18 protein-coding genes and 1 tRNA gene are annotated in these 25,611 nt (G+C 46.5%); 8 read left to right on the forward strand and 11 right to left on the reverse strand.

All coding sequences use genetic code 11. The annotated features are described in order from the left end of the window. Nucleotides 1–95: 95 nt before the first annotated feature. A complete protein-coding gene (locus tag MHI21_RS16190; RefSeq protein WP_342418513.1) occupies nucleotides 96–854 on the forward strand; it encodes an MBL fold metallo-hydrolase in 759 nt (252 codons plus the stop codon). Nucleotides 855–975: 121 nt separating this feature from the next. On the opposite strand, the gene MHI21_RS16195 is transcribed toward MHI21_RS16190, so the two are convergent. Next, nucleotides 976–1,212 (reverse strand): DUF3892 domain-containing protein, encoded by a 237-nt coding sequence (locus MHI21_RS16195; RefSeq protein ID WP_013371899.1) that lies wholly within the window; start codon nucleotides 1,210–1,212, stop codon nucleotides 976–978. An 87-nt stretch (nucleotides 1,213–1,299) separates the two neighbouring features. Then, nucleotides 1,300–1,743 carry a GNAT family N-acetyltransferase gene (locus MHI21_RS16200; protein ID WP_342420215.1) on the reverse strand — a complete coding sequence of 148 codons (444 nt, stop codon included), beginning with the start codon at nucleotides 1,741–1,743 and terminating at the stop codon, nucleotides 1,300–1,302. Between the two features lie 141 nt (nucleotides 1,744–1,884). Here MHI21_RS16200 and MHI21_RS16205 point away from each other — a divergent pair. Then, nucleotides 1,885–1,956 (forward strand) — tRNA-Val (locus tag MHI21_RS16205). A 216-nt stretch (nucleotides 1,957–2,172) separates the two neighbouring features. Here the strand turns inward: MHI21_RS16205 and nirD are convergent. Beyond that, nucleotides 2,173–2,502 carry a nitrite reductase small subunit NirD gene (gene nirD, locus MHI21_RS16210; protein ID WP_342418514.1) on the reverse strand — a complete coding sequence of 110 codons (330 nt, stop codon included), beginning with the start codon at nucleotides 2,500–2,502 and terminating at the stop codon, nucleotides 2,173–2,175. Between the two features lie 12 nt (nucleotides 2,503–2,514). Further along, the gene (nirB, locus tag MHI21_RS16215; RefSeq protein WP_342418515.1) at nucleotides 2,515–4,947 is read right to left on the reverse strand and encodes a nitrite reductase large subunit NirB; all 2,433 of its coding nucleotides are present in this window, start codon (nucleotides 4,945–4,947) and stop codon (nucleotides 2,515–2,517) included. 445 nt (nucleotides 4,948–5,392) lie between these two features. Between nirB (MHI21_RS16215) and MHI21_RS16220 the strand changes: the two genes are divergently transcribed. Together MHI21_RS16220 and MHI21_RS16225 are read left to right on the forward strand one after the other, a co-directional pair. After that, complete coding sequence (locus MHI21_RS16220) at nucleotides 5,393–5,995, forward strand: ANTAR domain-containing protein (RefSeq protein ID WP_061828979.1); 603 nt, start codon at nucleotides 5,393–5,395, stop codon at nucleotides 5,993–5,995. Nucleotides 5,996–6,014: 19 nt separating this feature from the next. Beyond that, nucleotides 6,015–7,088 (forward strand): anthranilate phosphoribosyltransferase, encoded by a 1,074-nt coding sequence (locus tag MHI21_RS16225; RefSeq protein WP_342418516.1) that lies wholly within the window; start codon nucleotides 6,015–6,017, stop codon nucleotides 7,086–7,088. 123 nt (nucleotides 7,089–7,211) lie between these two features. Here MHI21_RS16225 and MHI21_RS16230 read toward each other — a convergent pair whose 3' ends face one another. Further along, on the reverse strand, nucleotides 7,212–9,392 hold the full coding sequence (locus MHI21_RS16230) for a molybdopterin oxidoreductase family protein (protein ID WP_342418517.1): 2,181 nt from the start codon (nucleotides 9,390–9,392) through the stop codon (nucleotides 7,212–7,214). A 29-nt stretch (nucleotides 9,393–9,421) separates the two neighbouring features. Then, nucleotides 9,422–11,596, reverse strand: a complete 2,175-nt coding sequence (gene nirB, locus MHI21_RS16235) for a nitrite reductase large subunit NirB (RefSeq protein WP_342418518.1) — start codon at nucleotides 11,594–11,596, stop codon at nucleotides 9,422–9,424. Nucleotides 11,597–12,014: 418 nt separating this feature from the next. On the opposite strand from nirB (MHI21_RS16235), the gene MHI21_RS16240 reads away from it, so the two are divergent. The 4 genes from MHI21_RS16240 to MHI21_RS16255 all read left to right on the forward strand — a co-directional run bounded on the left by MHI21_RS16240 (nucleotide 12,015) and on the right by MHI21_RS16255 (nucleotide 18,501). Further along, the gene (locus tag MHI21_RS16240; RefSeq protein ID WP_342418519.1) at nucleotides 12,015–13,256 is read left to right on the forward strand and encodes a nitrate/nitrite transporter; all 1,242 of its coding nucleotides are present in this window, start codon (nucleotides 12,015–12,017) and stop codon (nucleotides 13,254–13,256) included. Nucleotides 13,257–13,635: 379 nt separating this feature from the next. Continuing rightward, a complete protein-coding gene (locus tag MHI21_RS16245) occupies nucleotides 13,636–15,354 on the forward strand; it encodes an NAD-dependent malic enzyme (protein ID WP_342418520.1) in 1,719 nt (572 codons plus the stop codon). A 98-nt stretch (nucleotides 15,355–15,452) separates the two neighbouring features. Beyond that, complete coding sequence (locus tag MHI21_RS16250) at nucleotides 15,453–16,412, forward strand: AEC family transporter (RefSeq protein WP_341163857.1); 960 nt, start codon at nucleotides 15,453–15,455, stop codon at nucleotides 16,410–16,412. Nucleotides 16,413–16,737: 325 nt separating this feature from the next. Beyond that, a complete protein-coding gene (locus MHI21_RS16255) occupies nucleotides 16,738–18,501 on the forward strand; it encodes a HAMP domain-containing methyl-accepting chemotaxis protein (RefSeq protein WP_342418521.1) in 1,764 nt (587 codons plus the stop codon). A gap of 96 nt (nucleotides 18,502–18,597) precedes the next feature. On the opposite strand, the gene MHI21_RS16260 is transcribed toward MHI21_RS16255, so the two are convergent. The 5 genes from MHI21_RS16260 to MHI21_RS16280 form a co-directional block, all read right to left on the reverse strand. After that, nucleotides 18,598–19,650, reverse strand: a complete 1,053-nt coding sequence (locus tag MHI21_RS16260; protein WP_342418522.1) for a glycosyl hydrolase 53 family protein — start codon at nucleotides 19,648–19,650, stop codon at nucleotides 18,598–18,600. A gap of 102 nt (nucleotides 19,651–19,752) precedes the next feature. Further along, nucleotides 19,753–21,840: a beta-galactosidase gene (locus MHI21_RS16265; protein WP_341163859.1), complete on the reverse strand. Its 2,088-nt coding sequence runs from the start codon at nucleotides 21,838–21,840 to the stop codon at nucleotides 19,753–19,755. A gap of 28 nt (nucleotides 21,841–21,868) precedes the next feature. Beyond that, nucleotides 21,869–22,747, reverse strand: a complete 879-nt coding sequence (locus MHI21_RS16270) for a carbohydrate ABC transporter permease (protein WP_061828452.1) — start codon at nucleotides 22,745–22,747, stop codon at nucleotides 21,869–21,871. A gap of 27 nt (nucleotides 22,748–22,774) precedes the next feature. Continuing rightward, nucleotides 22,775–23,665: an ABC transporter permease subunit gene (locus MHI21_RS16275; RefSeq protein ID WP_103048599.1), complete on the reverse strand. Its 891-nt coding sequence runs from the start codon at nucleotides 23,663–23,665 to the stop codon at nucleotides 22,775–22,777. A 243-nt stretch (nucleotides 23,666–23,908) separates the two neighbouring features. Then, complete coding sequence (locus MHI21_RS16280; protein ID WP_341163861.1) at nucleotides 23,909–25,591, reverse strand: sugar ABC transporter; 1,683 nt, start codon at nucleotides 25,589–25,591, stop codon at nucleotides 23,909–23,911. Nucleotides 25,592–25,611 lie beyond the last annotated feature (20 nt).

Below are 25,611 nucleotides of genomic sequence, written 5' to 3' on the forward strand. Positions count from 1 at the left end.
TTACATAAGGAGCCAAATCTTTAGTTCCGGTAGCATAGGTGATAAAATACGACTGTAGAAGTCCTAGTACACAAAGTCTGGAGGATAAATCCATAATGAGCCTAACGATACAAATGCTTGGCACAGGCAGTGCCTTTGCCAAGCATTATTACAACAACAACGCGCTGCTGGACAGCGGAGAAGGCAAATTGCTGATCGATTGCGGTACAACCGCTTCTTTAGCATTACACCAAATGGACGTCCCTTTGCCTGATATTGACGCAATTTTAATCACACATATTCACGCAGATCATGTCGGAGGTTTGGAGGAATTCGGTTTTCAAATGAACATTCTCCATCGTCGCAAGCCTCTACTTTATATTGCCGAACCACTAATCTACCCTTTATGGGAGCATACACTCAAGGGCGGAATGTCACAGCAGGGTATGATTGACAAGCTTGAAGATGTATTCGAGGTAAACGTAATAACGCCTGGTGTACCCACTACATTAGTATCCGGTATTCAGGTGGAGCTAATCCCTACAAGGCATATTCCTGGTAAAAACAGTTATTCCATATTCATTAATGACCGCCTTTTTTATAGTGCAGATATGGTTTTTGACCCTGATTTGCTTCATCATCTGGTGCATGAACGAGGATGTCGGAGTATTCTCCATGAGGTTCAATTACAAGGCGCTGGAGAAGTCCATACGACATTGGACGAGCTGCTAAGCTTGGCGCCATCTCTTCAAGAACGGATTCATCTAATGCACTATAGTGATGATATGGAACAGTTCAGGGAGAAGGCAGGGGTCATGTCCTTTCTGGAGCAGCAACGAGTATATCAACTTACAGAGTTGGAACGTACAGAGTAGCATACTAAATACAGCTTGAACAATTAACAAAAGCCGCCTGGCTTTCCTACAAAGGATAGCCAGGCGGCTTGCTGTTCTTGAATATAATGATGAACTTGCATTCTAATGTTGCGAGTTAAGGTCAGAACAATGGCAGTTGATCCAGGTTATTAGAGGGATCTCCATCGGCATCTCCCCGAATTCGTTTGCTTCCATCCTTGGCCTTGAACACGTTAACGCCTGCAATTGAGCCTGCCTCAATCTCGTTCAATGCTTGGCTATAATCTAAAATCCGACCGGTAGATGTCTGAAAAGACGTAAGGTCGCCATCCCCGTTTTTACGTACTGCTGTAATTTGCTCCCGTTCTGTATTAGCCATGCTGTATCGCTCCTTATCCATAGTATAGTGGAGGAACTTTTACTAGCATGCGCATTGTACAGATTTGTATGCACCTTACGCTGTCGACTACAACTTTTTGCGCATACGTACATGCGGTATTCCCGCATCGTCAAAAGGTTCATCGGAGATCGTCTCATAACCGAGCTTTTCGTAAAACTTCTCGGCTTGACATTGGGCATCTAGCAGCGAGTATCTTAGCCCCAATTCACGTGCACGTTCCTCCAGTGCTAGTAGTAATACACGTCCATAGCCTGCGGCACGATGCTCCTTGAGAACGGCAATACGTTGCATTTTAGCTGTATCTTCCTCATAGTATGTCAACCGACCAGTGGCCACCATTTCACCATGTTCACAAATTAGCAAATGATGGGCCGTATCTCCCAGCTTGTCATAATGATCAACTTCTAAATCGAGAGGAACTTTTTGCTCTTCGACAAACACTTTGGTACGGATCGATATTGCCTTCTGTAGCTGCTCCTCTGTTGTTACACTTATAATTTCTGCGGCCATCATCTGTTCCCCCTATCATTAATTCCAAATTGCAAACTCGCTAAATTCGAATTATATATATAAATGGTCATGAAGTACAGGCTGACTTCTATTTTTCCACTTTACATATATGGTTAATACATGATATTATCTAGTAACCGCAGGACGGTAGCTCAGCGGGAGAGCATTATCTTGACAGGGTAAGGGTCATGGGTTCGATCCCCATCCGTCCTATTCGTCAAAAGCCTTGATACTCAAGGCTTTTTTGTTTGTCTCGAGATAAATTCAGTTATCCTGTGAAAAGAAAATAGGTTATTGACTAAGATTTAGTCAATAACCTATTTTTCAATCAAAATGATGCCTACTTCTTCAACAAAGCCTTTCACCTTGATCCTTCTATTATATAGAAGAAAAAAAAGCAGAACCTCCAGCACAATACGCATAGAACTCTTAGATTACGATATAAACCTCCCCGCTCTCACTGTCAATCTCCGTGGGGTAAGCAGTCACACATCCAGTATCCGGCTCTTGCACCCGGCCAGTGGAAAGGTCGACTTTCCAGTCATGGAGTGGACAATGGATCGTTGAGCCACATATCATTCCTTCGGATAACCGTCCCCCTTTGTGCGGACAACGATTCTCAAGCGCATGCACGCTGCCATCGCTCAGACGGAATACAGCTATCTCTGTATTATGAATGCGAACTGCCCTTGCTCCACGTCGGTCAATTTCGTTCAGATCAGCTATTCTGATTCTGTTGGTTGTCGTATTAGTCTCCATTTTGTCAGCCCCCTATTCCATTACTGGCTTAAGTTCCGGCAGTTGCACAAAATTTTTGCGCAGCTCTTCGTTGTGAATAATTTCGTGCCACGGGTCAGTCGTCGTGCTTAACGTCTCCTCAATTCTGGTCACCAGTTGCTTCCTCGTCTCTGCATTCGCGAGTGCGTGTTTGATGGATTCAACTCCGACCCGTTCTACCCAATGGGCTGTGCGTTCGTTCCAATTGGCCTGCTCGCGATAATACTGCAGATAGGCACCGGTCCATTCCATCACTTCATCCTCAGTTTTAACGGTACAAAGCAGTTCAGCTGCCCGAACCTTAATACCGCCGTTACCTCCAACGTAGATCCCCCAGCCACCGTCAATAGCAACGACGCCCAAATCCTTGATCGTCGCTTCAGCACAGTTACGCGGACAACCAGATACAGCCAGTTTGACTTTGGATGGCGCATTCAGACGTTCAAATGCCTTTTCCAACCGGATACCCATACCCATAGCATCCTGAGTGCCAAAGCGACAAAAGGTGTTACCTACGCACGTCTTAACCGTTCGCAGCGTCTTTCCATAGGCATATCCAGACGGCATATCCAACTCGGCCCAGATCCCCGGCAAATCCTCCTTCTTCACACCAAGCAGGTCAAGACGTTGGCCACCCGTAAATTTCACCAGAGGCACATTGTATTTCTCTGCGACAGCAGCAATTTTCTTCAGGTCGGCAGGTGAAGTAACTCCTCCATAAATGCGGGGCACGACAGAATAGGTGCCATCTTTCTGTATATTGGCATGGTACCGTTCATTCGTGAATCTGGATTCCTTCTCATCCTCATAATCCAGCGGCCATAGCATACCTAAATAATAATTGAGGGCCGGCCGGCATTTGGTACATCCTTCTGGCTCGTTCCAGCCCAGCACATTCATCACTTCTTTGACGCTCTTCAATCCCATCTCCCGAATGCTATCAATGATCGCTTCCCGGTCAAGCGTCGTACAACTACAAATTCCCTCTTTCATCGTTTCTCCGGCTTCTGCGCCTGCGTATAGCTGTAAGAGTCCCTCCACTAATGGCTTGCAGCCGCCACATGATGCCGATGCCTTCGTGCATGCCTTAATCTCCCCGACACTCCGGCAGCCAGCCGCAACCGCCTCTCCAATGTCACCCTTGGATACACCATTACATCCGCATACAATTTCGTCATCAGGCATCTGCTCTAGCATCATGGCGCCACTAGCTTCAGGTTGACCGGGATTGAAGCCTAGTAATAACTCTTTCTCTCGGCCAACCACCGACTCGCCACTTTTGATCAAAGAAAACAGCATGGCTCCGTCAGACGTATCCCCAAACAGAACAGCTCCGATCAGTTTTTCTTCCTTGATCACGATTTTTTTGTAGACGCCGCCAATATCATCCTGATACCGCAGGGAACGTGTTCCCGGTTCATCCTTGTAATCCCCTGCTGAAAACACGTCGACACCCGATACCTTCAACCTTGTCGAGGTAACAGAACCACTGTAGCCGGGAATCTCCATTCCCGCGAGCCGCTGAGCCAGTACACCACCTTGCTCATATAATGGAGCAACCAGCCCGTAAGTGATTCCCCGGTGTTCTGCGCATTCTCCAACGGCGTAGATTCCGGGGATATTCGTTTCCATGTAATCATTTACGATGATGCCGCGGTTTACAGGGATCCCCGCCGACAGCGCCAGTTCAATGTCTGGTTTGATGCCTACCGCCATAACGATCAGATCTGCTTCCAGCTCGCTGCCATCGGCAAATTTCAACCCTTCCACGCGGCGACGCCCCGTAATAGCCGCCGTCCGCTTATTGACCAGAAAAGTCATTCCCTGCTCCTCCAGCTCGCGCCGTAGCATAAGGGAAGCAGCCTCATCCAGCTGCCGATCCATAATATATCCGTTAATATGAATAACCGTGACGTCCATCCCCAAGTTAAGCAGCCCCCTAGCTGCCTCCAGCCCAAGCAATCCGCCGCCGATGACGGCTGCTTTTTTGTGTGTCTTTGCGGTCTCCATCATCGTTTCACAGTCACGAATATCCCGAAAACCGATAACACCTTCCTTGTCGGCTCCTGGAAGCGGCAGAATAAAGGCTTTAGAACCTGTTGCCAACAACAACAAATCATAAGAGATGCATACGCCGGAGCGCGACGTCACCTGCTGCTTTTCCGTATCGATAGCTGTGACAGGATCATCGGTATACAATCGAATATTGTTGTCTTCATACCAACTCCAGTCGTTGATGACAATATCCTGCAAACCAGCCCCTCCCGCCAGAACGGAGGACAGCATGATCCGGTTATAGTTTGGATGGGGCTCGGCCCCGAATACCGTAATTTCATAGCTACCTGGTGCAAGCTTCAGCAAATGTTCGAGAGTGCGTATTCCCGCCATTCCGTTGCCGATCAACACTAACTTTTGGATATCGTTCATCAGGTCACTCCCCTTCCATTTGTATCCTTAAAACATAAAAAGCCTGCTTCACATATGGGGATTCAAAATATCCCTCACATGAGAAAACAGGCTCCATTGCCGTTTCATCGAATACGCCGTTGTATCCATCAGAGTATGGAATTAAAAAGTACTGTAGCTAATATATAATGGTTCAAATGATATGTCAACATTCCTTACGCAATATCTTATAAAAAATTATATTTTATCACCATGTAACATATCTATGACGTATAAAATATCACTCTCCTACAAAATTAGGATTGATTTTCAGACCAAAACACGCCAAAATGGTTTAAAAGTCCGTTTTAATTTGATGATGGTGAAAAAAATAAGCAAACAGATAAAATTTCATGTCATATTTGTTATCAATGAATACCATCCCCATCCCTAACTACCCTTCATGTTACAGAGAGGAGGAGCCCGCTTGCGTTCCTTGTTGGTAATTCACTTACATTCTGACCATGTATCTGAGCAGACACACGCCGTTTCCTCATGGCAGGCAGGACCTGAGTACCTTTTAGAGTCCAACGGATACCTAACTCTGCCCTGCCGCAATGAATCCGAAATCAAACAGCTAATCCTTAATGCAGATGCGGCGGTACTAAACATACCTGTCGGCACTATCAGCATATGGAGTGACAGGCTGGAGCAAGCCAAAGCGGTCCCATTGCTCTGGTGGTGCAGCGCAGAATCAGCGCTATCATCGACAGAGGCTTGTGAAGCTGATGTCACTGTCGATGGCATTCTAACCCCTTCAATGGCAGCCCATGAGCTGAATTGGGCTCTTCATTTTAGTGCCAAACGCTTTTTTGAACGCCAGCATTGGCAAAGTGAACGCAAGCAACTGACCGCTCGACTGGAAGAACGCAAATGGATTGATATGGCCAAAGGAATACTGGGGGAAGTAAACGGCATCCCGGAAGCGGAAGCATACGATGTGCTACGCAAAAAAGCAATGAACGAACGCAAACGTATCGTTGATGTGGCCATCTCCATCGTCAAAGCACAGCAAATGCTAAAAGCATAAATCTGAAAGGGGCCTGAACATGAATATCATTGAAATATTAAAAGAAGTGGGTCGCGGCAAAAGAGGCGCCCGAGATCTGAATTATGCCGAAGCCGAAGCTGCTGCCGAGCTTATTATGACCCAGTCGGCAACCCCTGCTCAAATTGGAGCTTTCTTTGCCGCGGAGCGCATTAAAATGGAGAGCGTTGCCGAGCTGGAAGCATTCGTAAACGTTTGCCGTAAATATACCCATCGCTTCCCGATGCAGGAAGGTATTGATTTTGCCGGTCCGTACGATGGCAGGAAGTCATCGTTTATCGCCACCTTCGCAACAGCCTTCGTACTCGCCTCATGCGGAATACCTGTAACGATGCATGGCAGCGCACCTCTCCCTCCCAAATGGGGGGTTACGCTACCGCTTTTACTGCAGGAAATGGGGGTTACGTCCGGGAACATGACACGCGAAACCGCCATTCATGCCGCGAAGCTGGCTGGTGTACTATTCATAGCCTCCGAACAGTGGTGCGCGCCCCTGCGAGATCTGCGGTCCATTCGCGAAGAGCTGGGGCTTCGCACGGTGCTGAATACTGCCGAGAAACTGGTTGATTACGGTTCTTCCCCCTATATTGTATTCGGCGTTTTCCACAATACTGTGTTCGAGAAGACGGCGAAACTCATGCAAAATCTCAATTACCGCAGGGCTCTGATCGTCCAGGGGAGCGAAGGATCGGAGGACCTGTTCATCGATCGGCCGACCCGGACTTACCTGCTTGCTAACGGCGAGGTGTCACTACAGGTTATTGATCCAGAAATGTACGGGCTGGATTCGGTGGTACCAGAGCATAACTGGACCCCCGCTGAACAACTGCGCATTACGGAGGAAGTGCTACAAGGTACAGCTTCTATAGCCTTTTCGAATCAAGTGTTACTCAACAGTGCGGTCCGACTGTTCGTTGCAGGACGAGTCGACTCCATAGAGGAAGGTTTGTATACCTGCAAACCGCTGCTAGAAAACGGGGACGCCTGGAATTTGTATAAACAATGGCGGGAAGCTATGCTCAGAACAGAAATAAAAACGGGAGCAAACATATCCGAAACCCGATTGCAATTATAATATCGGCCTCACGCAGTCTGTGATTGCAGGCCATTAACTGTCCAATCCAAAAAGGCCAGCCCTCATTCATACAATGAGGGCTGGTCTTTTATGCAAAGAAAAAGTCACTTACTCCATCCTGCTCTAGAACTCAGACCATTCCCCATTATCTGCACTTGTTGCAACTGCAGCCAGATGAAGGGGACGAATACGTACAGCTGCCGTTTTGAAGCCAGGCATCCGGCAGAACGGATCAAGATCGGGTCGGGTCGCCCGATTTACATTTTGTATCCCGCCCCAATGCATGGGTACGAAAAGCGTGTCTTCGCGGATATGTGGTTTGATTCGGCTGCGGACAGTGAAGTTGCCGCGCGGTGATGCTATTTCTACCCACTCCCCGTCCCTGATATGCCAGCGTCGCGCTGTCCGCGGATGAATTTCCACATAATTTTCAATCTCTCGCGCGGCCAGCGACGGACTTCTGCGCGTTTGTGCACCGGTCAAATAATGAGCCAGTACACGGCCGTTCGTCAAAATAAGTGGGTACTCCTCTGATATCTCCTCTCCTGCTCCACAGCTTGCAACCACCGTAAAAACAGCCTTTTGATCGGAATGGGCAAAGGTTTCCCGAAACATCATATCCATACCGGCTCTGTCCGTAGACGGGCATGGCCAATATACTCCTTCTTCACGACGCAGCCTGTCATATGTGATCCCATAATAATCGGCAGGACCGCCCCGGCTGGCGAGCCGCAGTTCTTCAAAGATATGCTCAGCATCCCTGTAAGAGAAATAGGTGCCCTTGTTTAGCTTTGCAGCCAACTGACACAAAATGTTCCAGTCATCTCTAGCCTCGCCCGGTGCGGGCCTCGCCGCTTCCCGTAACAGAACGCGGCCCTCCAGATTGGTCATCGTCCCCGTATTCTCCAAATAAGACGTCACAGGTAAAACAACGTCGGCCATCCGCGCGGTTTCAGTGAGAAACATATCCGCCACAACCAGCAGATTCAGCTTTTTGAGGGCTTCCTCCACCAGCCGGACATTCGGGTTAGATACAACAGGATTAGAGCCCATCACGAACAGAGCTTGGATTTCTCGCTGATGAACAAGCTCCATCATTTCATATGCGGACACCCCTTTTCCCGGCAAACTGCTTGGTTCAACTCCCCACACGGACGCCACATAGAATCGATCTTCTTCATTCTCAATCGATCTGTAGCCAGGAAGCTGGTCAGCCTTTTGGCCGTGCTCTCTCCCCCCTTGCCCGTTTCCTTGTCCTGTGATAGCCCCATAACCACATCCTTCCCTTCCTATCTTGCCAGTGGCCAGCACCAGATTAAGAAATGCACGCACCGCCATATGTCCATCTGTCTGCTGTTCGACACCTCTGGCCGTAAAAACGATGCCAGTCTCCACACTACCAAAGGCACGTGCTGCCTGCCGGATCATTTCTACCTCAATTCCGCACAACGCAGCTGATTCGCTCAGATCCACACCCTTCAAATGAATCAACAGCTGGTCATAGCCGTTGGTCCGCTTGCGGATAAACTCTTCATTCGCAAATCCTTCATCCACGATGACCTTTAGCATGGCATTGGCCAGCACAGCATCCGTACCCGGCTTGATTTGCAGGTGCAAATCGGCGGCCGCCGCCGTTGGTGTCGCGCGCGGGTCAATCACGATGATAAACGCGCCGTTTTCCTTCGCCTCGTGAAAATAAGGCATTAACGTCGGCTGGCATTCAGCGATATTTGTACCTGCGAGTACAATACAACGAGCTAATGGAATATCAGCCAATCTGCAGGTCAGTCCGCGATCAACGCCAAACACTTTACTGCCAGCGGATGCCGCTGCCGACATGCAGAAGCGCCCGTTATAATCGATATATCGCGTACCTACAGCCACTCTTGCAAATTTACCGAGTAAATAGGCCGTTTCATTGGAGAGTGAACCTCCACCGTAAATTCCGATTGCATCGGCACCCTGTGTGGACAGTAGCGTAGAGAAACTGCTACCTATAGTATCCAATGCCTCCTCCCACTTGACGGGAACAAGTTTGCCCTCTTTGCGTATGAGAGGCTGTACCAGCCTTTCCGCATGAGTCGCATGCTGATGCGCATTCATTCCCTTGATGCACAGCCTACCTTGCGAGGCTGCATTAGGCTTCCCTTCCGCCTTATACACTGTACGGATGATACCCGCGAGTGTCTCTGTACCCGTGCTAACGGTCATCTTACATTGCACGCTGCAAAACGGGCACTGCGTATCCATTACTGACGATACTTGTAGCCCAGCTTCCGGTTTGTCTTCTCCTGACTGACACATCAAAGTCACCTCCCCTCCAACTCAACCCATCATCCTGTCAGCATTGTGATCCGTAGGCTGCCCGCCAGTTCACTTCGAAGAGCAGCATCAAGCACACTTTCCCGTAGCGCCATAACACCAGTCCTTTCAATCCACTCCCACATTTTCTCCCCGTACCGGGCACTATGTCGGTATATTCGCAAGCAAACTAAAGCCAGCAGGACCGCTTCTGTCGGGTCCTCCTCCAATCCAAGCAGCTGCCCCTGGCGAACCGGATGCTCAGCATGACCACCAGCATAAACCTCCCAGCCTGCTGGAGATCGGGATATTCCAATATCGTGGACAAGTACACCTCCGGGATACTCCGATCCTGGACAAACAGTAACTGTAACCAACGAGGGCAATGCGAGACTTCCCCATAAAGTTGCCAACCGCTCTCTTAGCCAGGCTACTTCTACAAATGCCTGATCCATCAGGTCCGACTTAACAAAAGCCTGATTCTCGGCATTTAGGTTCGTAAAGCGCAGACCCGCAGAGGGCGCTTCTCCTCCGCACTGCGCGGCGACCTGAACCGCAACGCCAGCGCCTAATTGATTTGTCGCAGATCTGTCTCGCAACCCGAGAGATTCCAAATAAAAAAGTACAGCCGGACGACATAATTCACACCCCTGCTGTCTGGTCCAACCGAGACGGGACACTACTTCCTTTGGTGTCTGACAGGCTGCGTCCACCATAGCTGTCTTAAGCGAATCATGATCGTAGTGCGTACATCCACACACAGGGACAACTTCTTGGGCGGTCGGAGTAACTACAGGCCCGGAAACTGTCGATCGGGACAAACTATTTTTGACCAGTGCAGCCACCAGCGGCCGACAGCCCCCACAGGAACCGGATGCTTTGGTCCGGCTTTTCACTTCTTCCACCGTCTTCAGCTTATCCGTAGCAATCGCTCGCAAAATAGCCCCCTTACTTACGCCGTTGCATGCACATACCGTCTCCTCTTCCGGCAGTGCGGCTACCGCATCCTCTGCTCTGCTCTCGCTGTTATCCTGGGATGCAAGCTCTGTAGCCGACGCGCCGCGCCGTACCATACCGAGCAGGGAGTTACTTTCCGCCGTATCTCCGAATAAAATGGCACCAGTGACAGCACCGGCATGCATCATCACTTTTTTGTAAACCTCCTGCATCCCTTTATACTCCATGACCGCTATCTCGCTTCCCTCTTCGCGAATGTCTCCTACGGAAAACAGATGAATCCCCGCTACCTTGAGTTGCGCATACGGAACCGTCCCTTCATAGGGAGCCGTTTCACGACCACAAATAACTTTTGCCAGCACTTTGCCCTGCTCATATAGCGGCGCCACTAGCCCGTATGAAATCCCGCGATGCTCAGCACATTCGCCGACGGCATAAATACCGGGAATACTCGTGCGCATATAATCATCCACGACAATGGCACGGTTTACGGTCAGACCGCTGTCCTGAGCTAATTCGATATTCGGTCGGATACCAACCGCCAGCACAACCAAATCCGTTTCCAACCTGTTCCCGTCCGCAAATATCAATCCTTGCGCCCTGTTTCGGCCTATGATGTTGACCGTTTCCTTCGCCAAATGAAACCTCATGCCCTGTTGTTCCAGCTTTCGCTGCAGAAGCACAGCCGCCGTCCGATCAAGCTGACGGTTCATAAGATACTGCGCATTATGAACAACCTCAGTTTCCATCCCTAGATTCAACAGGCCTTGAGCGGCTTCAAGTCCTAACAGCCCCCCTCCGATAACTGTGGCCTTACGGTATGTTTTGGCATATCTTGCCATGGTTTCACAATCATTCACATCACGAAAAGCGATTACCCCCTGTTTTCGAGCTCCGGGAATGGGCGGCATGAAAGGCAATGAGCCCGTTGCCAATATGAGTATGTCATAAGGTTCTTTGATGCCGGATTCCGTTTCCACCATCCCGGCTGCAACATCAATACGACAGACGCGTTCACCCGCGTACAACTTTACCCCGTTCTCTTCATACCAGTCCCAGTCATGGGTAACGATGTGCTTAAATGAGCTCTCCTCCTGAAGCATTTTGGACAGGAGCACTCGGTTGTACCCGGGACGGGGCTCTGCACCAAATATCGTGATTTGGAACCGCTCTGGCTCCAGATCAAGTATTTCCTCCACACATTTAATGCCTGCCATACCGTTGCCGACGACGACCAGTTTTTTCATCATATTAAACCAGCCCCATTCTCCGAATAAAATAAGACAGAAAAAGCCCTTCTCCATTCAATGGAAAAGGGCACCGTTGCCGTAAATGTCAGCACATCGTTGTGCCGATATGTATCTAAGATTACTGAATTGTGAATGTCATGTCAATATTTAATACATGAAAGCTATATTTTCACCTTATATTTAATTTTTTTACGATTTTGTGTTATGTATATTGACATAAAACAGATCCTTTTTTATAATTTGATTAAAATCACTCCAACGTGATCATACCAAGTCGACTCACAATGAGGTGTGTCAACCACGGCAATGAGGCCGCAAACCGTTTCCTAGATACCATGTAGGGGCGATTTGCGGCTTTTTCATGTTCAAATTACATTTTTCAGACAAAGAACAACAATGAGAACAGGAGAGATGGAGAATGAACAAAAAAAGTTTCTGGAAAAGCGGACACAAGCCCACCCTATTTGGCTCCTTTCTGTATTTTGATATCAGTTTTATGATCTGGGGAATGATCGGCCCATTGGCCGTTGTAATTGCTAATGATTATCCAATGGACCCTGTACAAAAAGCCAATCTTGTCGCCCTACCTATACTTGGTGGTTCCCTGCTGCGGCTCGTGCTCGGATTCATGTCGGATTATATCGGTCCGAAGCTCACGGGACAGATTGGTATGCTTGTCACGATAATCCCTCTCTTGCTCGGCTGGCTGTGGGTTGATTCGCTAGAGCACATGTACGTTGTTGCCCTGCTCCTGGGCGTAGCCGGAGCATCATTTGCAGCTGCGCTGCCGTTGGCCAGTCAATGGTACCCCAAAGAGCATCAAGGCTTGGCTATGGGAATTGCCGGTGCCGGGAATAGCGGTACCGTCCTTGCGACATTGTTCGCCAACCGCATTGCTCAACATTTTGGTAGTTGGGAAGCCGTTTTCGGATTGGCCATCCTCCCCATCTTAACCGTCTTCGTTCTGTTCAGTATTTTTGCCCGCAACAGCCCTCACCGCCCAGCACCAAAAAGTCTGTCGCATTATGCTTCGGTGCTCAAACAGAGGGATGCCTGGGTATTCTGTGCCTTTTACTGCGTGACGTTTGGCGGATTCGTTGGCCTTTCTAATTATTTGACTATTTTCTTCAATACCCAATATGGCCTCTCCGCGGTACATGCCGCCGATTTTGCGACCATTTGTGTGATTGCCGGAAGCTTCTTTCGTCCTGTAGGTGGCTTTTTGTCTGATCGGATTGGTGGTTCACGCATGTTAATGTACTTGTATGCGGGAGCCGGGATTATGCTCGCCGGCATTGCGTTTTTACCGCCACTTGCCGTGGTAGTTGTGCTGCTGTTCGTAGGCATGATGTGCCTTGGCGCTGGCAACGGCTCCGTATTCCAGCTCGTTCCGCAGCGGTTCGGCAACGAAATCGGGCTCATGACCGGTATCGTCGGCGCTGCTGGTGGCATAGGCGGGTACTTTCTTCCCCTTATACTGGGTCATCTGTACAAATTAACGGGTTCCTATATGCCAGGCTTCATCTCTCTGAGCCTAATCACCTTCTGTGCCTTTACCCTCGTCATCATCATGCAATTGAAATGGCGTAACAGCTGGATGCGACGCTCTGCTACAGTTACTGATGAAGCCGTCCAGCGCATCGGAGAATTAAATGCCTGATGTTCATTAAACATAGAGCTGCGAAGCATTGAATCGTCCCTCAACCATCCCTATAGCCAAAAAAATAGCTTAACTTCGTTTATATAAAATGAAGTTAAGCTATTTTTCATGCGCACTCAATCGAATCACACCTATAAAAACTATGATAATTATCACATTAAATAAATATTTTCCGAAAATATTATGAAAATTAAATGAAATTTTCATTCGAAAAACATTGAAAATCGCTTTCATTTTCATAATTTTTCTTATGTAAACACTTATATAACCATTTTTCACACAACATACTTGTTCACTTGGTTTAAAATAAGGCGTATACTTGTTCACGAATTGTTCAAGGATTAACAAAATGTAATTTTTTAGAAAGAAGGAATTGAAAATGCGTGCTTTTCATTTTACGGAAGACGGATCTATCGAAACTAAATTAACCGGAAAAGATCTACTTGCCAACCCCCTGCTGAATAAAGGAGTGGCTTTTACCCTGGAAGAACGGAAACAGCTTGGACTTGATGGTCTCCTTCCTCCTACGATATTAACTATTGAGGAGCAGGTTCAGCGGGTTTACGAGCAATTTCAGAGCCAACCGGATAATTTGCGTAAAAATGTTGCGTTAAATGATCTTTTTAATCGGAATACCGTTCTTTATTATCGTTTGCTCTCTGAGCACCTAAGCGAAATGCTCCCGATTGTTTATACACCAACAGTAGGCCAGGCTATACAGGAATACAGTCATGAATATCACAAGCCTGGTGGTATGTATTTATCTATCGATAATCTTGCGGGTATTGGAGAGGCTTTTAAGAATTTGAACCTAGACCCTGATGATATCGACCTGATCGTAGCCACAGATTCCGAGAGTATTTTGGGAATCGGGGACTGGGGAGTCGGAGGTATTAATATCTCTATTGGTAAGCTTGCTGTGTATACAGCTGCTGCTGGTATAGATCCTAGCCGGGTGCTGGCAGTTGTTCTTGATGCAGGTACAAACAACGAGAAGCTATTGGAAGATCCTTTATATATGGGGAATCGTCATAAACGTGTACGTGGAGAACAATATGACCAATTTATTGACACTTATGTTCAAGCGGCACTGTCCTTTTTCCCCAATGCCCTGCTGCACTGGGAAGATCTGGGCAATGTCAACGCACGGAACATTATCAATAAATACGGAAATAGTATTTTGACTTTTAATGATGATATTCAAGGTACTGGAGCGGTTACGCTCGCAGGTGTGATGTCTGGTGTTCAATTGTCCGGAGTCCCACTGAGCAAGCATCGGGTGCTAGTCTTTGGTCCAGGAGCTGCTGGAATCGGCAATGCAGACCAAATTAGCGCCGCCATGATGCTGGAAGGACTGTCAGAAGCAGAAGCAAGACGTAACTTCTGGGCTTATGATTATCGCGGCCTGCTCACCAACGAAACAGAAGGACTTTTTCCATTCCAGGTCCCTTATGTGCGTGATGTTGCAGAATGCCGTGACTGGGAACATGCTGAGGATGGCAAAATCCCTTTGCTTGAAGTCATTCGCCGCGTGAAACCGACGATTATGATCGGTACTTCCGGTGTTACTGGGGCATTCAGTGAGGAAATCGTTAAAGAAATGGCCAAACATACAGAACGTCCTATTATTATGCCTATGTCCAACCCGACTCCACTGGCAGAGGCAACTCCGCAAGATTTGATCCACTGGACCGAAGGAAAAGCCCTCATTGCAACAGGAAGTCCTTTCGAGCCGGTGATCTATAACAATATTAAGTTTGAAATTGGGCAATCCAACAATGCTTTCGTATTCCCGGGTCTGGGTCTCGGCGCAATCGTGGTAAAATCCAAAATTATAACAGATAGCATGTTTGCAGCAGCTGCCCATGCAGTAGCTCAAATGGTTGATTTGTCGCAGCCTGGTGCTTCCCTGCTGCCAAAAATCAACGAGCTACGAGAAGTATCTGAAGCGGTAGCCGTGGCTGTAGCTAAGGCAGCAGTTCAGGATGGAGTAGCGCGTCATCAACCGGATGATATCGCACAAGCGGTTCGAGATGCGATGTGGGACTGCAAATATAAACCCATCAAACAATATGGTCAGGAAACGGTTCTGGTTTAAAAATAGCGAACAACATCAAATGTGTACTTGCATATGCAAAGTGATTATTTAACTGATGTCCGCCATTTTTGGCGGACATCTTCATTGGAGGCGACATCATGGCTACAGGTCATATTTTTATTATCTTAATTCCTATTTTCTTTGTCATTTTAATTGGTTATTTCGCAGGATTGTTTAAGGCTTTTAACCCTGCTTCTTCTAAGGGATTAAATACACTTGTGACGAAGTTTGCTCTACCTGCACACTTGTTTATTGGTATTACGACGACACCAAGAGAGACGTTGATTCAAAAGTGGCCCTTTCTTGTGGCTTTGCTACTTGGTGTAATCGGCTTTTATATTGTATTGCTCATTGTTTATCGCTTAATTGCCAAAAAAGGCCTGACTGAATCCTCCATGTTCGCATTGAATTCGACACAGCCTTCTTTTGCATTCATGGGAATTCCGGTTCTGGGCAGCTTGTTCGGAAGTGCGGCAGTCGCCATCCCGATTGCGATTACTGGGATCGTCGTTAATGCCATTCTTGATCCGCTTGCAAGTATTTTGGGAACGGTCGGTCAGCGCAAAACAACAGAATCCGACGGCACTAAAGGCAACTTATTTAAAGTCACTATGAAATCAGTCCTTCATGGACTCAGCGAGCCGCTTGCCTGCGTACCCTTGTTTGGTGTCGTATTGACTCTATGTGGATTCCACGCTCCGAAACTTTTGCAATCCATGTTTGATCAAATCGGCAATATTACTGCTGGTACAGCCCTATTTGCCATCGGGGTAACCATTGGTATCAAAAAGATTACGTTCAGTCCAAAAGCACTTAGCATCGCTGTGCTGAAAGCCATCGTGATGCCTATGGTTATGCTCGGTATTGCTGTTCTGATAGGACTATCCCATGAAGATGTAACCAAGGCCGTATTGCTTGTCGCTTTTCCCGGCTCGGCTGTGGCCGCTATGATTGCTACCCGTTATGAAACACTGGAAACGGAAGCTGCATCTGCATTTGTTATTAGCTCAGTCTTATCGCTCATTTCACTACCCTTACTCATTTCACTTCTTTTATAGGGACAGAAACTTAAGAACCCTCAATGCAATCCAGGTATTTATAGGTATAAAGTATACCCGTTTGCTCTCATTTATCTTATTTTTTAAATATTGTTTGAACAATAAAGTGATTTAGTAAGAATTGAGTTGGAAAAACAACATAAAATCCAGTTTTGCCGACAAGCGGCGGTCCCATCGTTTCATTTACTAGGGGCCGCCGTTCTTTTTGAATAACCTTCTACTCTCCCTTTTAATAAATACCTAACATTTAGAAAGCAAATTGTCGAAATATATATGGGGTAGGTTGTATATGAAACTAAAATGCTAATTCAAAGGAGAAGAAAACGTGAAAAACTTGAAGTGGAGAACTATGTCCTTTTTTGGTAAAAATCTATTAATCTCTTTTCTTAACATCGTATTAATAGGTGCTATTCTCATCACATCCAGCTATATACTTCAAAAGAACATTCTCACCACGCAGCTGCAAGACCAAGTTAAAGTATTGACTAAAAAATGGGCAGAAGATGTTGACAAAACAAAAGTACAACAAGCATTAGCCGAAAAAGATTATAACGGTTCTGCTCAACAGGATTTACGCAAATTCCTAGATTCTATCCACACATTTTATCCTAATGTTGCCCAAGCTTACATATTTGGCACAGAACTAACAGAAGGAAATCAAACCTCCATTATTGGCGTTCCTACAAATTTAGTCCAAGCTTTCCAAGACTCGAAGATGAATATTGGGGATATGTACACTCTTCCAGACGAAAATGTACAAGGTGTAAATAAAATGCTTCAATCTAAAGACTCAGCGTTTAGCAGCTTTTATACTGACGATTTTGGTACATGGACGACCATTGTTTACCCAATTACAGATGAAAGCGGTAAAATCACAAGTGCGATATACTTTGACGTAGACGCGAGCTCTGTACCTAACGGACTTCATAAATTGCTTGTATATGGTGTTTCATTGCTCATTCTGTTCCTTGCGATCTTCTTAACGGTCCAATATTTGCTGGTAAAACGGACCCTATCCCCGATTCGTAGCTTGATGAAGGGCATTGAAGAAGTCAGCGAGGGGAATCTGAATGTAAAAATCAAGACAGGCGAGGACGACCTTGGCATTATCAATCAAAAATTTAATTCTATGATCAAACGCCTTAACGATACAATGGTGAAAGTACAGGATACGACGCAAGAAGTTACGGGATCTGCCCAGGAATTGTTAAGCATTAGCGAGAAAAACAGTACGAATACGAACGTCATTAACAGCAATATTCAGGAAATAACCCAGGGGCTTGAAGCTCAGGATCACGCAGCACTTGAAAGCTCCAGAGCTATGAATGAAATGTCGACAGTTATCCAAACGATTGCCGAAAGCTCCTCTTCCGTAGCCGATCAAGCTTATTCTATGGAAAAACGCTCCGTTGAAGGCAATCAGGTAGCCCAAAAGCTTTCCGCTCAAATGGACTCCATCTCCACTACAATGGAAAGTACAGCTGATTCCGTTAATGCGCTGCAGAACCGTTCTAACGAAATCAGCAATATCGTCAGCATCATTACAGGCATTGCCAGTCAAACGAATCTGCTTGCACTGAACGCTTCTATTGAAGCTGCCAGAGTCGGTGAAGAGGGCAAAGGTTTTGCAGTCGTAGCGGGAGAGGTGCGTAATTTGGCTGAACAGTCTCAAGAGTCTGCCAAACAAATTGCAGAGCTTATTGAAGAAATCCAAAAAGAAATTGAGCAGACTGTAAAAGGCATCAGCCTTGGTACAAAAGAAGTTCACATTGGGCTAGAAGTTACGAAGCAAACAGGCGAAATGTTCTCTGAAATTTTAGATGCGTCTAATAAAGTGTCGTCACAAATTCAAGAGGTATCCAGCGCAACGGAGCAGATTTCAGCCAGCACGCAGGAAATGTCAGCTACCTCTGACGAGCTCTCTTCGACAGTTAGCAAAACAGTCGACAGCAGCAAACAAATCGAGCATACCATTGGAGAACAGGCTGAGTCTATGGCTTCTATTGTCCAAGCTTCTGACAAGCTTACATTGATGTCCGGGGAGCTGGAAGAGCTCATTTCGTTCTTCAAGGTGAACCGGGAAGCCTAATTTTATAACCTCCAAGTAACTCAAGATAACAATAAAGAACCTATAGTCTGCATAGAATGCGAACTAGAGGTTCTTTGATATACTCTTACGTACTTCTTAATTTATAAATCCTTCCAAAGCTGAGGTTGGCTTACCGTCAGCCTGCCAAGCACCTTTGTTATAACCTTGATTATAACCTGGGGTTGCAGCCGGCTCCCAATAAAATACCCCTGTTCCCTTGCCGCCTCCAATGTTCCGAACCTTTGTTTTGATTGCAGAAATAAATGCCTTGGAAGCTGCAGGTTCGTTATATTCCATCCCGATTTCACTGATGACAATGCCTTTACCGTATTTGGCAATTAGGTTATTGGCATTGGTAATCGTCTGATCCACCTTGCCCTGCCAGTCAGTAGGAGACGGATACAAAGACAGCCCGATGAGGTCAAACTGAGCTCCATTATCAATCAGTCCGCCGATATTCCAGTTCAACATGGAACCGTTATCCCCGTTGGCTAAATGTACGATCGTTTTGGTACTGCTGCTTACCGATTTTACAGCATTATTACCTGTATTGACGAGCCAGGCATAGTTTTTCATGTTCACCGAAGCTTTGCCGTCTTCCCAGAGCATTCCATTGTTCGTCTCATTACCGATCTGCACCCAGTCCGGTGTTACCCCCTTGCTTTTCATCGTGTTCATAACATAGACCGTATGAGACCAGACTGCATCCATGAGTTGTGTAAATGTGAAATTGCGCCACGCATAAGGTTTGTTCTGTTGCCCTGGATCTGCCCAGGAATCACTATAATGTAGAGTCAGCATAACGCTCATACCCAATTTTTTAGCTCGCTGCGCCAGTTCTGCTGCCTTTTCGGCATTCATGTATCCGCTTGCATAATCTTTCATGTCAGGGTTTACCCACACACGGATACGTACCGAGTTGATCTGATAGTCATCTCGCAAAATTTGCAGTATATCTCGACGAACACCCTTTTTATCCTTCCAAGTCATACCTTGCGCTTCCATTCCTGCTACCCAGCTTATATCTGCTCCTTTGGCGAAAGCAGGGGCGGCCGAAGCCGCACCCAACCCTACAGAGCCGAACGGATACAATAAGCTGGATAGCAAGATCAACATCGCAAATATCATCGTGCGGTTACCTGTTTTCATAAGTCATCTCCCATCCGAATTGTATACTTCTCATTGCCTCTGACCAATCTACCAGTTCCCTCACTCGGGAAAACGACAGAGATCACACTTTAATATCATGTTCTATTTATTGCGCTCTGTCTTTAAAACCTTAACAGTGTAGGCATCCAATTGAACGCTACCATCTTCTATCGCATGATTTTCAAGCATATCCGTATAAGTTCGTCCATCCAACGTAATCTTTTGCGACTCATGCGTGAAATTTAGTATAAAAATATAATCATGAACCCCATCGGTACGAATCGCCGTATTCACTCCATGAGGCAACTTCACATTGAGTGCTTTACTGATTCCTGCATCATCAATTAAACTTCTGTAAAAATGACTGTGGAACAGTCCGGTGTTGCGTGACGCGATGTAATAAGCCTTTCCTTCTCCCAAACGGTTCACCGTCAAAGCCGGGCGTCCTGCATAAAAGTCTGACCCGTACACAGCCAGTACCTCTGCACCCTCCGTATGAATGAGATCACACAATTCCACAGCTTCATACTCCCCTTGCAGATCCAGCTCATTGCCTTCAACCGGCAAAATGTGATTACGATCATGATCATGCAATCCGTCAATCTCTTCCGACCAGATCCCCAGCGTCTTACGAAGCGGGCCCGGAAAGCCTCCAAGGAAGCACAAATCATGTTCATCTACGATACCAGACCAATAGGTTGCTACGAAAACGCCGCCATTTTCAACAAATTTCTGTATACGCTCCCCCACACCACTGCGGACCATATACAACATCGGAGCTACCAAAAGTTTGTATTTGGAGAAATCTGCATCCATATGAATGACATCTACAGGCACACCCTGCTCCCAAAGTGCCAAATAATGCGCTTCAGCTGTCTCCTCATATTTCACACCTTTGTTCCGCGGTCCCTGTGAATCGTTGATTCCCCAACGGTTCTCCCAGTCAAAAATGACTGCGGCCTCCGCCGGTACAGTTGTACCGATAACCTCCTCCAGTTTTTCCAGCGCATTACCGACATGGGTCACATCCCCGAATACCCGAGTGTGCTCATGTCCGACATGATCGACGACCGCACCGTGCAGCTTTTCACTCGAACCCCGACTTTTCCGCCACTGAAAATATTGAACGGTGTCTGACCCGTGTGCTACAGCCTGTAAAGACGATAGCAGATGCATTCCCGGCCGCTTCAGCTTGCTGACGTCTTGCCAGTTTGTCAAACTCGGCGTACTCTCCATGAGCATCCAAGGCTTGCCTCCCTTGATTGAACGAATAATATCGTGCATCATAGCCACTTTCGCAGCTTGACGGCTATCATCTCCCTCACGGTCATGCCACGTCGGGTAACTATCCCAGGATATAACATCGAGCAGATCAGCAAACTTCCAGTAATTCAATCCTTCAAAAAACTCCATTAAATTGGTTGTGACCGGAATGGCTGGATTGGCAGCCTTGAGCGGCACAATCTCATGTTTGATAAAATCTGCGGTCTGATCGGTCACAAACCGTCTCCAGTCCAAATTCATAGCATGAACCTGTGTCTCACCATGAGGTGCCGGAGACTCAATTTGGCTCCAATCTGTAACTGTATGACTCCAAAAGGTCGTCCACCATGCGTGATTAAGCTTGTCCAGCGTACCATATTTATCCTGGACCCAAGCGCGAAATGCCTCCTGACAATAATCACAGTGGCAATCTCCACCAAATTCATTGGAAATATGCCAGCCAATAACAGCCGGATGGTTAGCATAACGCTCGGCTAGCTTCGTATTCATGATACGTACTTTTTCCCGGTAAACAGGCGACGTAGCACAGTGATTATGGCGAAACCCGTGCAGATTACGGACACGGTTAGCCTCCACACGCAGCACCTCAGGATATTTTTGTGACATCCAGGCTGGTCTTGCTCCACTAGGAGTGGCCAAAAATGCATAGATTCCGTTCTCAGCAAACGAATCCAGAATACGATCCAGCCACTCAAACGTAAATACGCCTTCCTCAGGCTCCAATGAAACCCATGAGAAAATACCGACAGACATCACGTTACATTTGGCTAGTTTCATTAGACGGATATCCTCCGCTAACACCTCAGGGTAATGCTGCCATTGCTCCGGGTTATAGTCCGCTCCATGCAGCATACGTGGAACTCGCTCACTAATGGGAGGGTACTTGATTATGTTTTGCTTCGTCACTACAAATCATCTCCTTCAATTAATTCTGTTACTCTTTGACGGAACCTAGCGTCATACCTTTAACAAAATACTTTTGTAAAAATGGATATACAATGAGAATAGGCGCTGCACCAATGAAAATTTGCGCAGCATTAACCGTCGTTTGAGAAAGTAATTCCATCTCTTTCGGACTCATGCTCATGGAACTCATGTCCTTCTGAATAATTACAGTTTGTAGGAACGTCGCCAGCGGATAATCCTTTGCATTGCTCAAATAGAGCAGACCATCAAACCAGGAGTTCCAATGAAATACCATACTAAACAGCGCAATCGTCGCAATGGAAGGCATGGATATCGGTAAAAAGATACTAAACAATGTCCGAAAATGTCCTGCTCCGTCGATCAATGCGGCCTCTTCCATCTCTTTGGGAATTCCTCTAAAAAAGTTCAACATAAGGATGATCAGAAATGTGTTGACCGCTCCTGGCAAAACAAGTACCCAGAAGCTGTCCATAAGATGGATCTTTTGAATAACCATATAGAATGGAACCAGACCACCGTTAAAAATCATGCTGAATACGAACAACCATGAATATACGTTTCTGCTACGGAACACAGATGTTTCCTTTGAAAGTGGATAAGCAGCTAAAAAGGTAATAAGCAGTGTCAAGCCGGTTCCCAATACAGTCCGACAGACAGAAATCCAGATGGAGTGCAGAAAAATCGGGTTATTCATCGTCTTCTTATAGGCTTCTAATGAAAATTGCACCGGCCACAGTCCAACCAGATTGGCATCTGCTGCTGATTTAGCACTAAATGATACCGCCAACACATGAATCAGCGGAACGATACACATGATGGACAAAATCACAAGCAAGCAAATGTTAAACACATTGAAGATGCGATATGGCGTTGTTTTATGATACATGACTCTCCCTCTTTCAGCCTCGTGGAATCAAAATATGCGGTAACCTGCCCATTTGTAAGCAAGTCGATAAGATATCAGAATGAGAATCATGCTGATAACGGATTTGAACAAGCCGATAGCAGTAGCAAAGCCCATTTCTCCATTGATTAACGCTGTCCGGTAGACGAATGTATCAATAATATCGCCTTTTTGGTAAACCAGTGGATTATAAAGGTTGAAAATCTGGTCAAAACCGGCATTCAGTACATTGCCAAGTGCAAGCGTTCCAACAACGACTACCATCGGAATTAACGAAGGTACAGTGATGTGTAGCGTCTGTCTCCAGCGGCTCGCTCCATCCATTTCAGAAGCCTCATACAACGAAGGATTAATTCCCGCCAGTGCGGCAAGAAATACGATGGTGTTGTAGCCGAACTCCTTCCATATATCCGATACAATGACAGTAAACCGAAACCAGTTATTATCTCCCAGAAAAAAGATAGGCTGAATCCCGAAACTACCGAGAATACGGTTCATAAATCCATCTGAAGCCAACAGGTCAATCAGAATTCCGCCCAAGATGACCCACGACAGAAAGTGTGGCAGATAAACCAGTGTCTGAATGGATCGCTGTAGTCCGACCTTACGAATTTCATTCAGCAGTATAGCAAAAACAAACGGAACCACCAGATTGAAAAACATCTTTAACACAGCAATAATCAGCGTATTCCAGACGACTTGTAGACTGTCCTCCCGTTGAAACAAAAAGCGGAAGTTATCCAGTCCAACCCACTCGGAACCAGTTATGCCTAGCCAAGGCTTGTAATTTTGAAAGGCCATCACGATGCCGCCCATCGGAATGTAGCTGAATACAATTAAGAAAATGATGGCTGGCAGCAGCATGATATGAAATGGCCACGTACGTTGCAGACTTCTCATTGCAGTTCCTCCTGTAACTCTCATGGTATACTTCAATTATAAAAGCGTTTTCGCTGTCCCAACAGTTCAAAAAACCAACATACATGGCACAAAAGCAATCATTTTTCAAGCTCGCCAAACGAATAAAACTTTTTTTCAAACACACAATGATAGCGCATTCATTTCCACTCGATACGGGTGAAGCTGTAGTAAAAAGGCTGCCCACCTCGGGACAGCCCTCCTAACTATTACAACATCATGATTTTACTTTTCGACACTTTTATACCATTCGTTTACTTCATTTGTAATTTGTTCGCCACCAGCTGTTTTCCACGTCTGTACAAAGGTATCAAAAGCAGAGATCGGCTGCTTGCCATAAATAATTTCATTGAAGGTCTGACTTTCAATCTTATCCAGATAGTCCTTTTTAGCCTTCATGGTTGGCGTAGTAGGGCCTGTGAACTGATCTTTCATGGAGATATCCTTCTGTTCCATAAGCACTTTGGCAGCTGCGGGAGTATCTTTCCCGTAGTTCACCATTACATCTTTCTCCAGACGGGTCTTCGGTTCTGCGCCGTTAGCTAAACTTAACAAAGCCTTCATTTGGGCATCAGGTATACGCGCACCATCACGAACCAGCAAATAACGAAAAGAGTTTACATAACCGCCTGGTATTTTATCGATAGACATTAGCTTTCCGCCCGCATCCAAATCATAATCGTAGCCCTTAAACAGCCCATTCGACAAATCGCCGTCTTGTTTGGCATTAGCATAATGGTCAAACAAATAATTTTGATAAGTGAAAAAAGCTTCAGGATGCTGCATTTGTTTGTTGATTAATACAACACCATTGGTATATTGCGTTCCGTGACGCATGGCTTTATTGTCAGGACCTGCTGGAATCTTGATCGGCTTCCACACGGCACCCGGCGCATTTTTGACTGTATCCTGAAGCGGCCAGCCGCTCATCCAATATGGTCCAGGAATCATACCGGCTGTTCCTGCGACTGTAGGTTCTGACGTTTTATTTTCATCCCACAATGCTGCTTCCTGAGGAATATATCCCTTTTTGAGCCACTCGCTCAGCTTTTGCAAACCCGGCTTCATGCCAGGCTGCACGGAGCCATATTCCAAACTGCCATTTGTGCCTTTGTTCCACTGCTGAGGTAGAGTGCCATATGCCCCGAAAATCCAGGATGGGTCACCCATCCAAGTGTTCATGGATGTTTTAAAACCGATGCTGAGCGGAATCACTTTGTTCGGAGCCAGTCCGTCCGGATTTTTATTTTTAAAGGCATCCATCACTTTTTCCAGATCATCCATCGTCTCTGGAGCCTTCATACCCAGCTTATCCAACCAATCTTGTCGTACCCACAATACATAATCATGGTTATAGGCGAAATCAAGCACAGGAATACCCATTTTTTTGTCATCTCGGCTATACTGATTCCATACGTTTGTATCCTGATTCATCGCCTGCTTCCAGGAATCCGAAGCGTACTTGTCAAACAACGGACCCACCTCTGCAAACATACCAGAATCGATCATGTCTTGTGCCAGTTGCTCATTCTCCGTCCCCAGTACAACGACGTCCGGCATCTCCTGACCGGAGGACATAGCCAAACGCAGCTTTGTAGCAAATGCGCCATTCGTATCCGTGACGGACCAGAGTGATTTGATATTAATACCGAATTTCTCTTTAGCCCATTTGGTCGCAATGTTATTTTCGATAGATTCACCATTTTTAAATTTTAAGGCGGGATCTACACCCCATACCGTGGAAATTGTGACTTCTGGATTGTATTTTTCTTTGTATACGTTTTCAGTTTTAGCTGTGCTGTCCCCATTTCCATCATTCCCCGTACCTGAGCAGCCCACAAGGCCCACTCCTAATACCATAGTTGCGGCGAGCAACGACAACAGCTTTTTCTTCGAATGAACTCGCATATTGTTCCCCCTCTAAAAAT

Origin of the sequence: Paenibacillus sp. FSL H8-0168, assembly GCF_038592955.1 — a bacterium.
GTDB lineage: Bacteria > Bacillota > Bacilli > Paenibacillales > Paenibacillaceae > Paenibacillus > Paenibacillus polymyxa_B.

What these genes read in the sequence shown, in the direction of transcription:
- MHI21_RS16190 (WP_342418513.1), top strand. Translation starts at nt 96, where the DNA reads ATGAGCCTAACGATACAAATGCTTGGCACAGGCAGTGCCTTTGCCAAG.
- MHI21_RS16195 (WP_013371899.1), bottom strand. Translation starts at nt 1,212, where the DNA reads ATGGCTAATACAGAACGGGAGCAAATTACAGCAGTACGTAAAAACGGG.
- MHI21_RS16200 (WP_342420215.1), bottom strand. Translation starts at nt 1,743, where the DNA reads ATGGCCGCAGAAATTATAAGTGTAACAACAGAGGAGCAGCTACAGAAG.
- nirD (WP_342418514.1), bottom strand. Translation starts at nt 2,502, where the DNA reads ATGGAGACTAATACGACAACCAACAGAATCAGAATAGCTGATCTGAAC.
- nirB (WP_342418515.1), bottom strand. Translation starts at nt 4,947, where the DNA reads ATGAACGATATCCAAAAGTTAGTGTTGATCGGCAACGGAATGGCGGGA.
- MHI21_RS16225 (WP_342418516.1), top strand. Translation starts at nt 6,015, where the DNA reads ATGAATATCATTGAAATATTAAAAGAAGTGGGTCGCGGCAAAAGAGGC.
- MHI21_RS16230 (WP_342418517.1), bottom strand. Translation starts at nt 9,392, where the DNA reads ATGTGTCAGTCAGGAGAAGACAAACCGGAAGCTGGGCTACAAGTATCG.
- nirB (WP_342418518.1), bottom strand. Translation starts at nt 11,596, where the DNA reads ATGATGAAAAAACTGGTCGTCGTCGGCAACGGTATGGCAGGCATTAAA.
- MHI21_RS16240 (WP_342418519.1), top strand. Translation starts at nt 12,015, where the DNA reads ATGAACAAAAAAAGTTTCTGGAAAAGCGGACACAAGCCCACCCTATTT.
- MHI21_RS16245 (WP_342418520.1), top strand. Translation starts at nt 13,636, where the DNA reads ATGCGTGCTTTTCATTTTACGGAAGACGGATCTATCGAAACTAAATTA.
- MHI21_RS16250 (WP_341163857.1), top strand. Translation starts at nt 15,453, where the DNA reads ATGGCTACAGGTCATATTTTTATTATCTTAATTCCTATTTTCTTTGTC.
- MHI21_RS16260 (WP_342418522.1), bottom strand. Translation starts at nt 19,650, where the DNA reads ATGAAAACAGGTAACCGCACGATGATATTTGCGATGTTGATCTTGCTA.
- MHI21_RS16270 (WP_061828452.1), bottom strand. Translation starts at nt 22,747, where the DNA reads ATGTATCATAAAACAACGCCATATCGCATCTTCAATGTGTTTAACATT.
- MHI21_RS16275 (WP_103048599.1), bottom strand. Translation starts at nt 23,665, where the DNA reads ATGAGAAGTCTGCAACGTACGTGGCCATTTCATATCATGCTGCTGCCA.
- MHI21_RS16280 (WP_341163861.1), bottom strand. Translation starts at nt 25,591, where the DNA reads ATGCGAGTTCATTCGAAGAAAAAGCTGTTGTCGTTGCTCGCCGCAACT.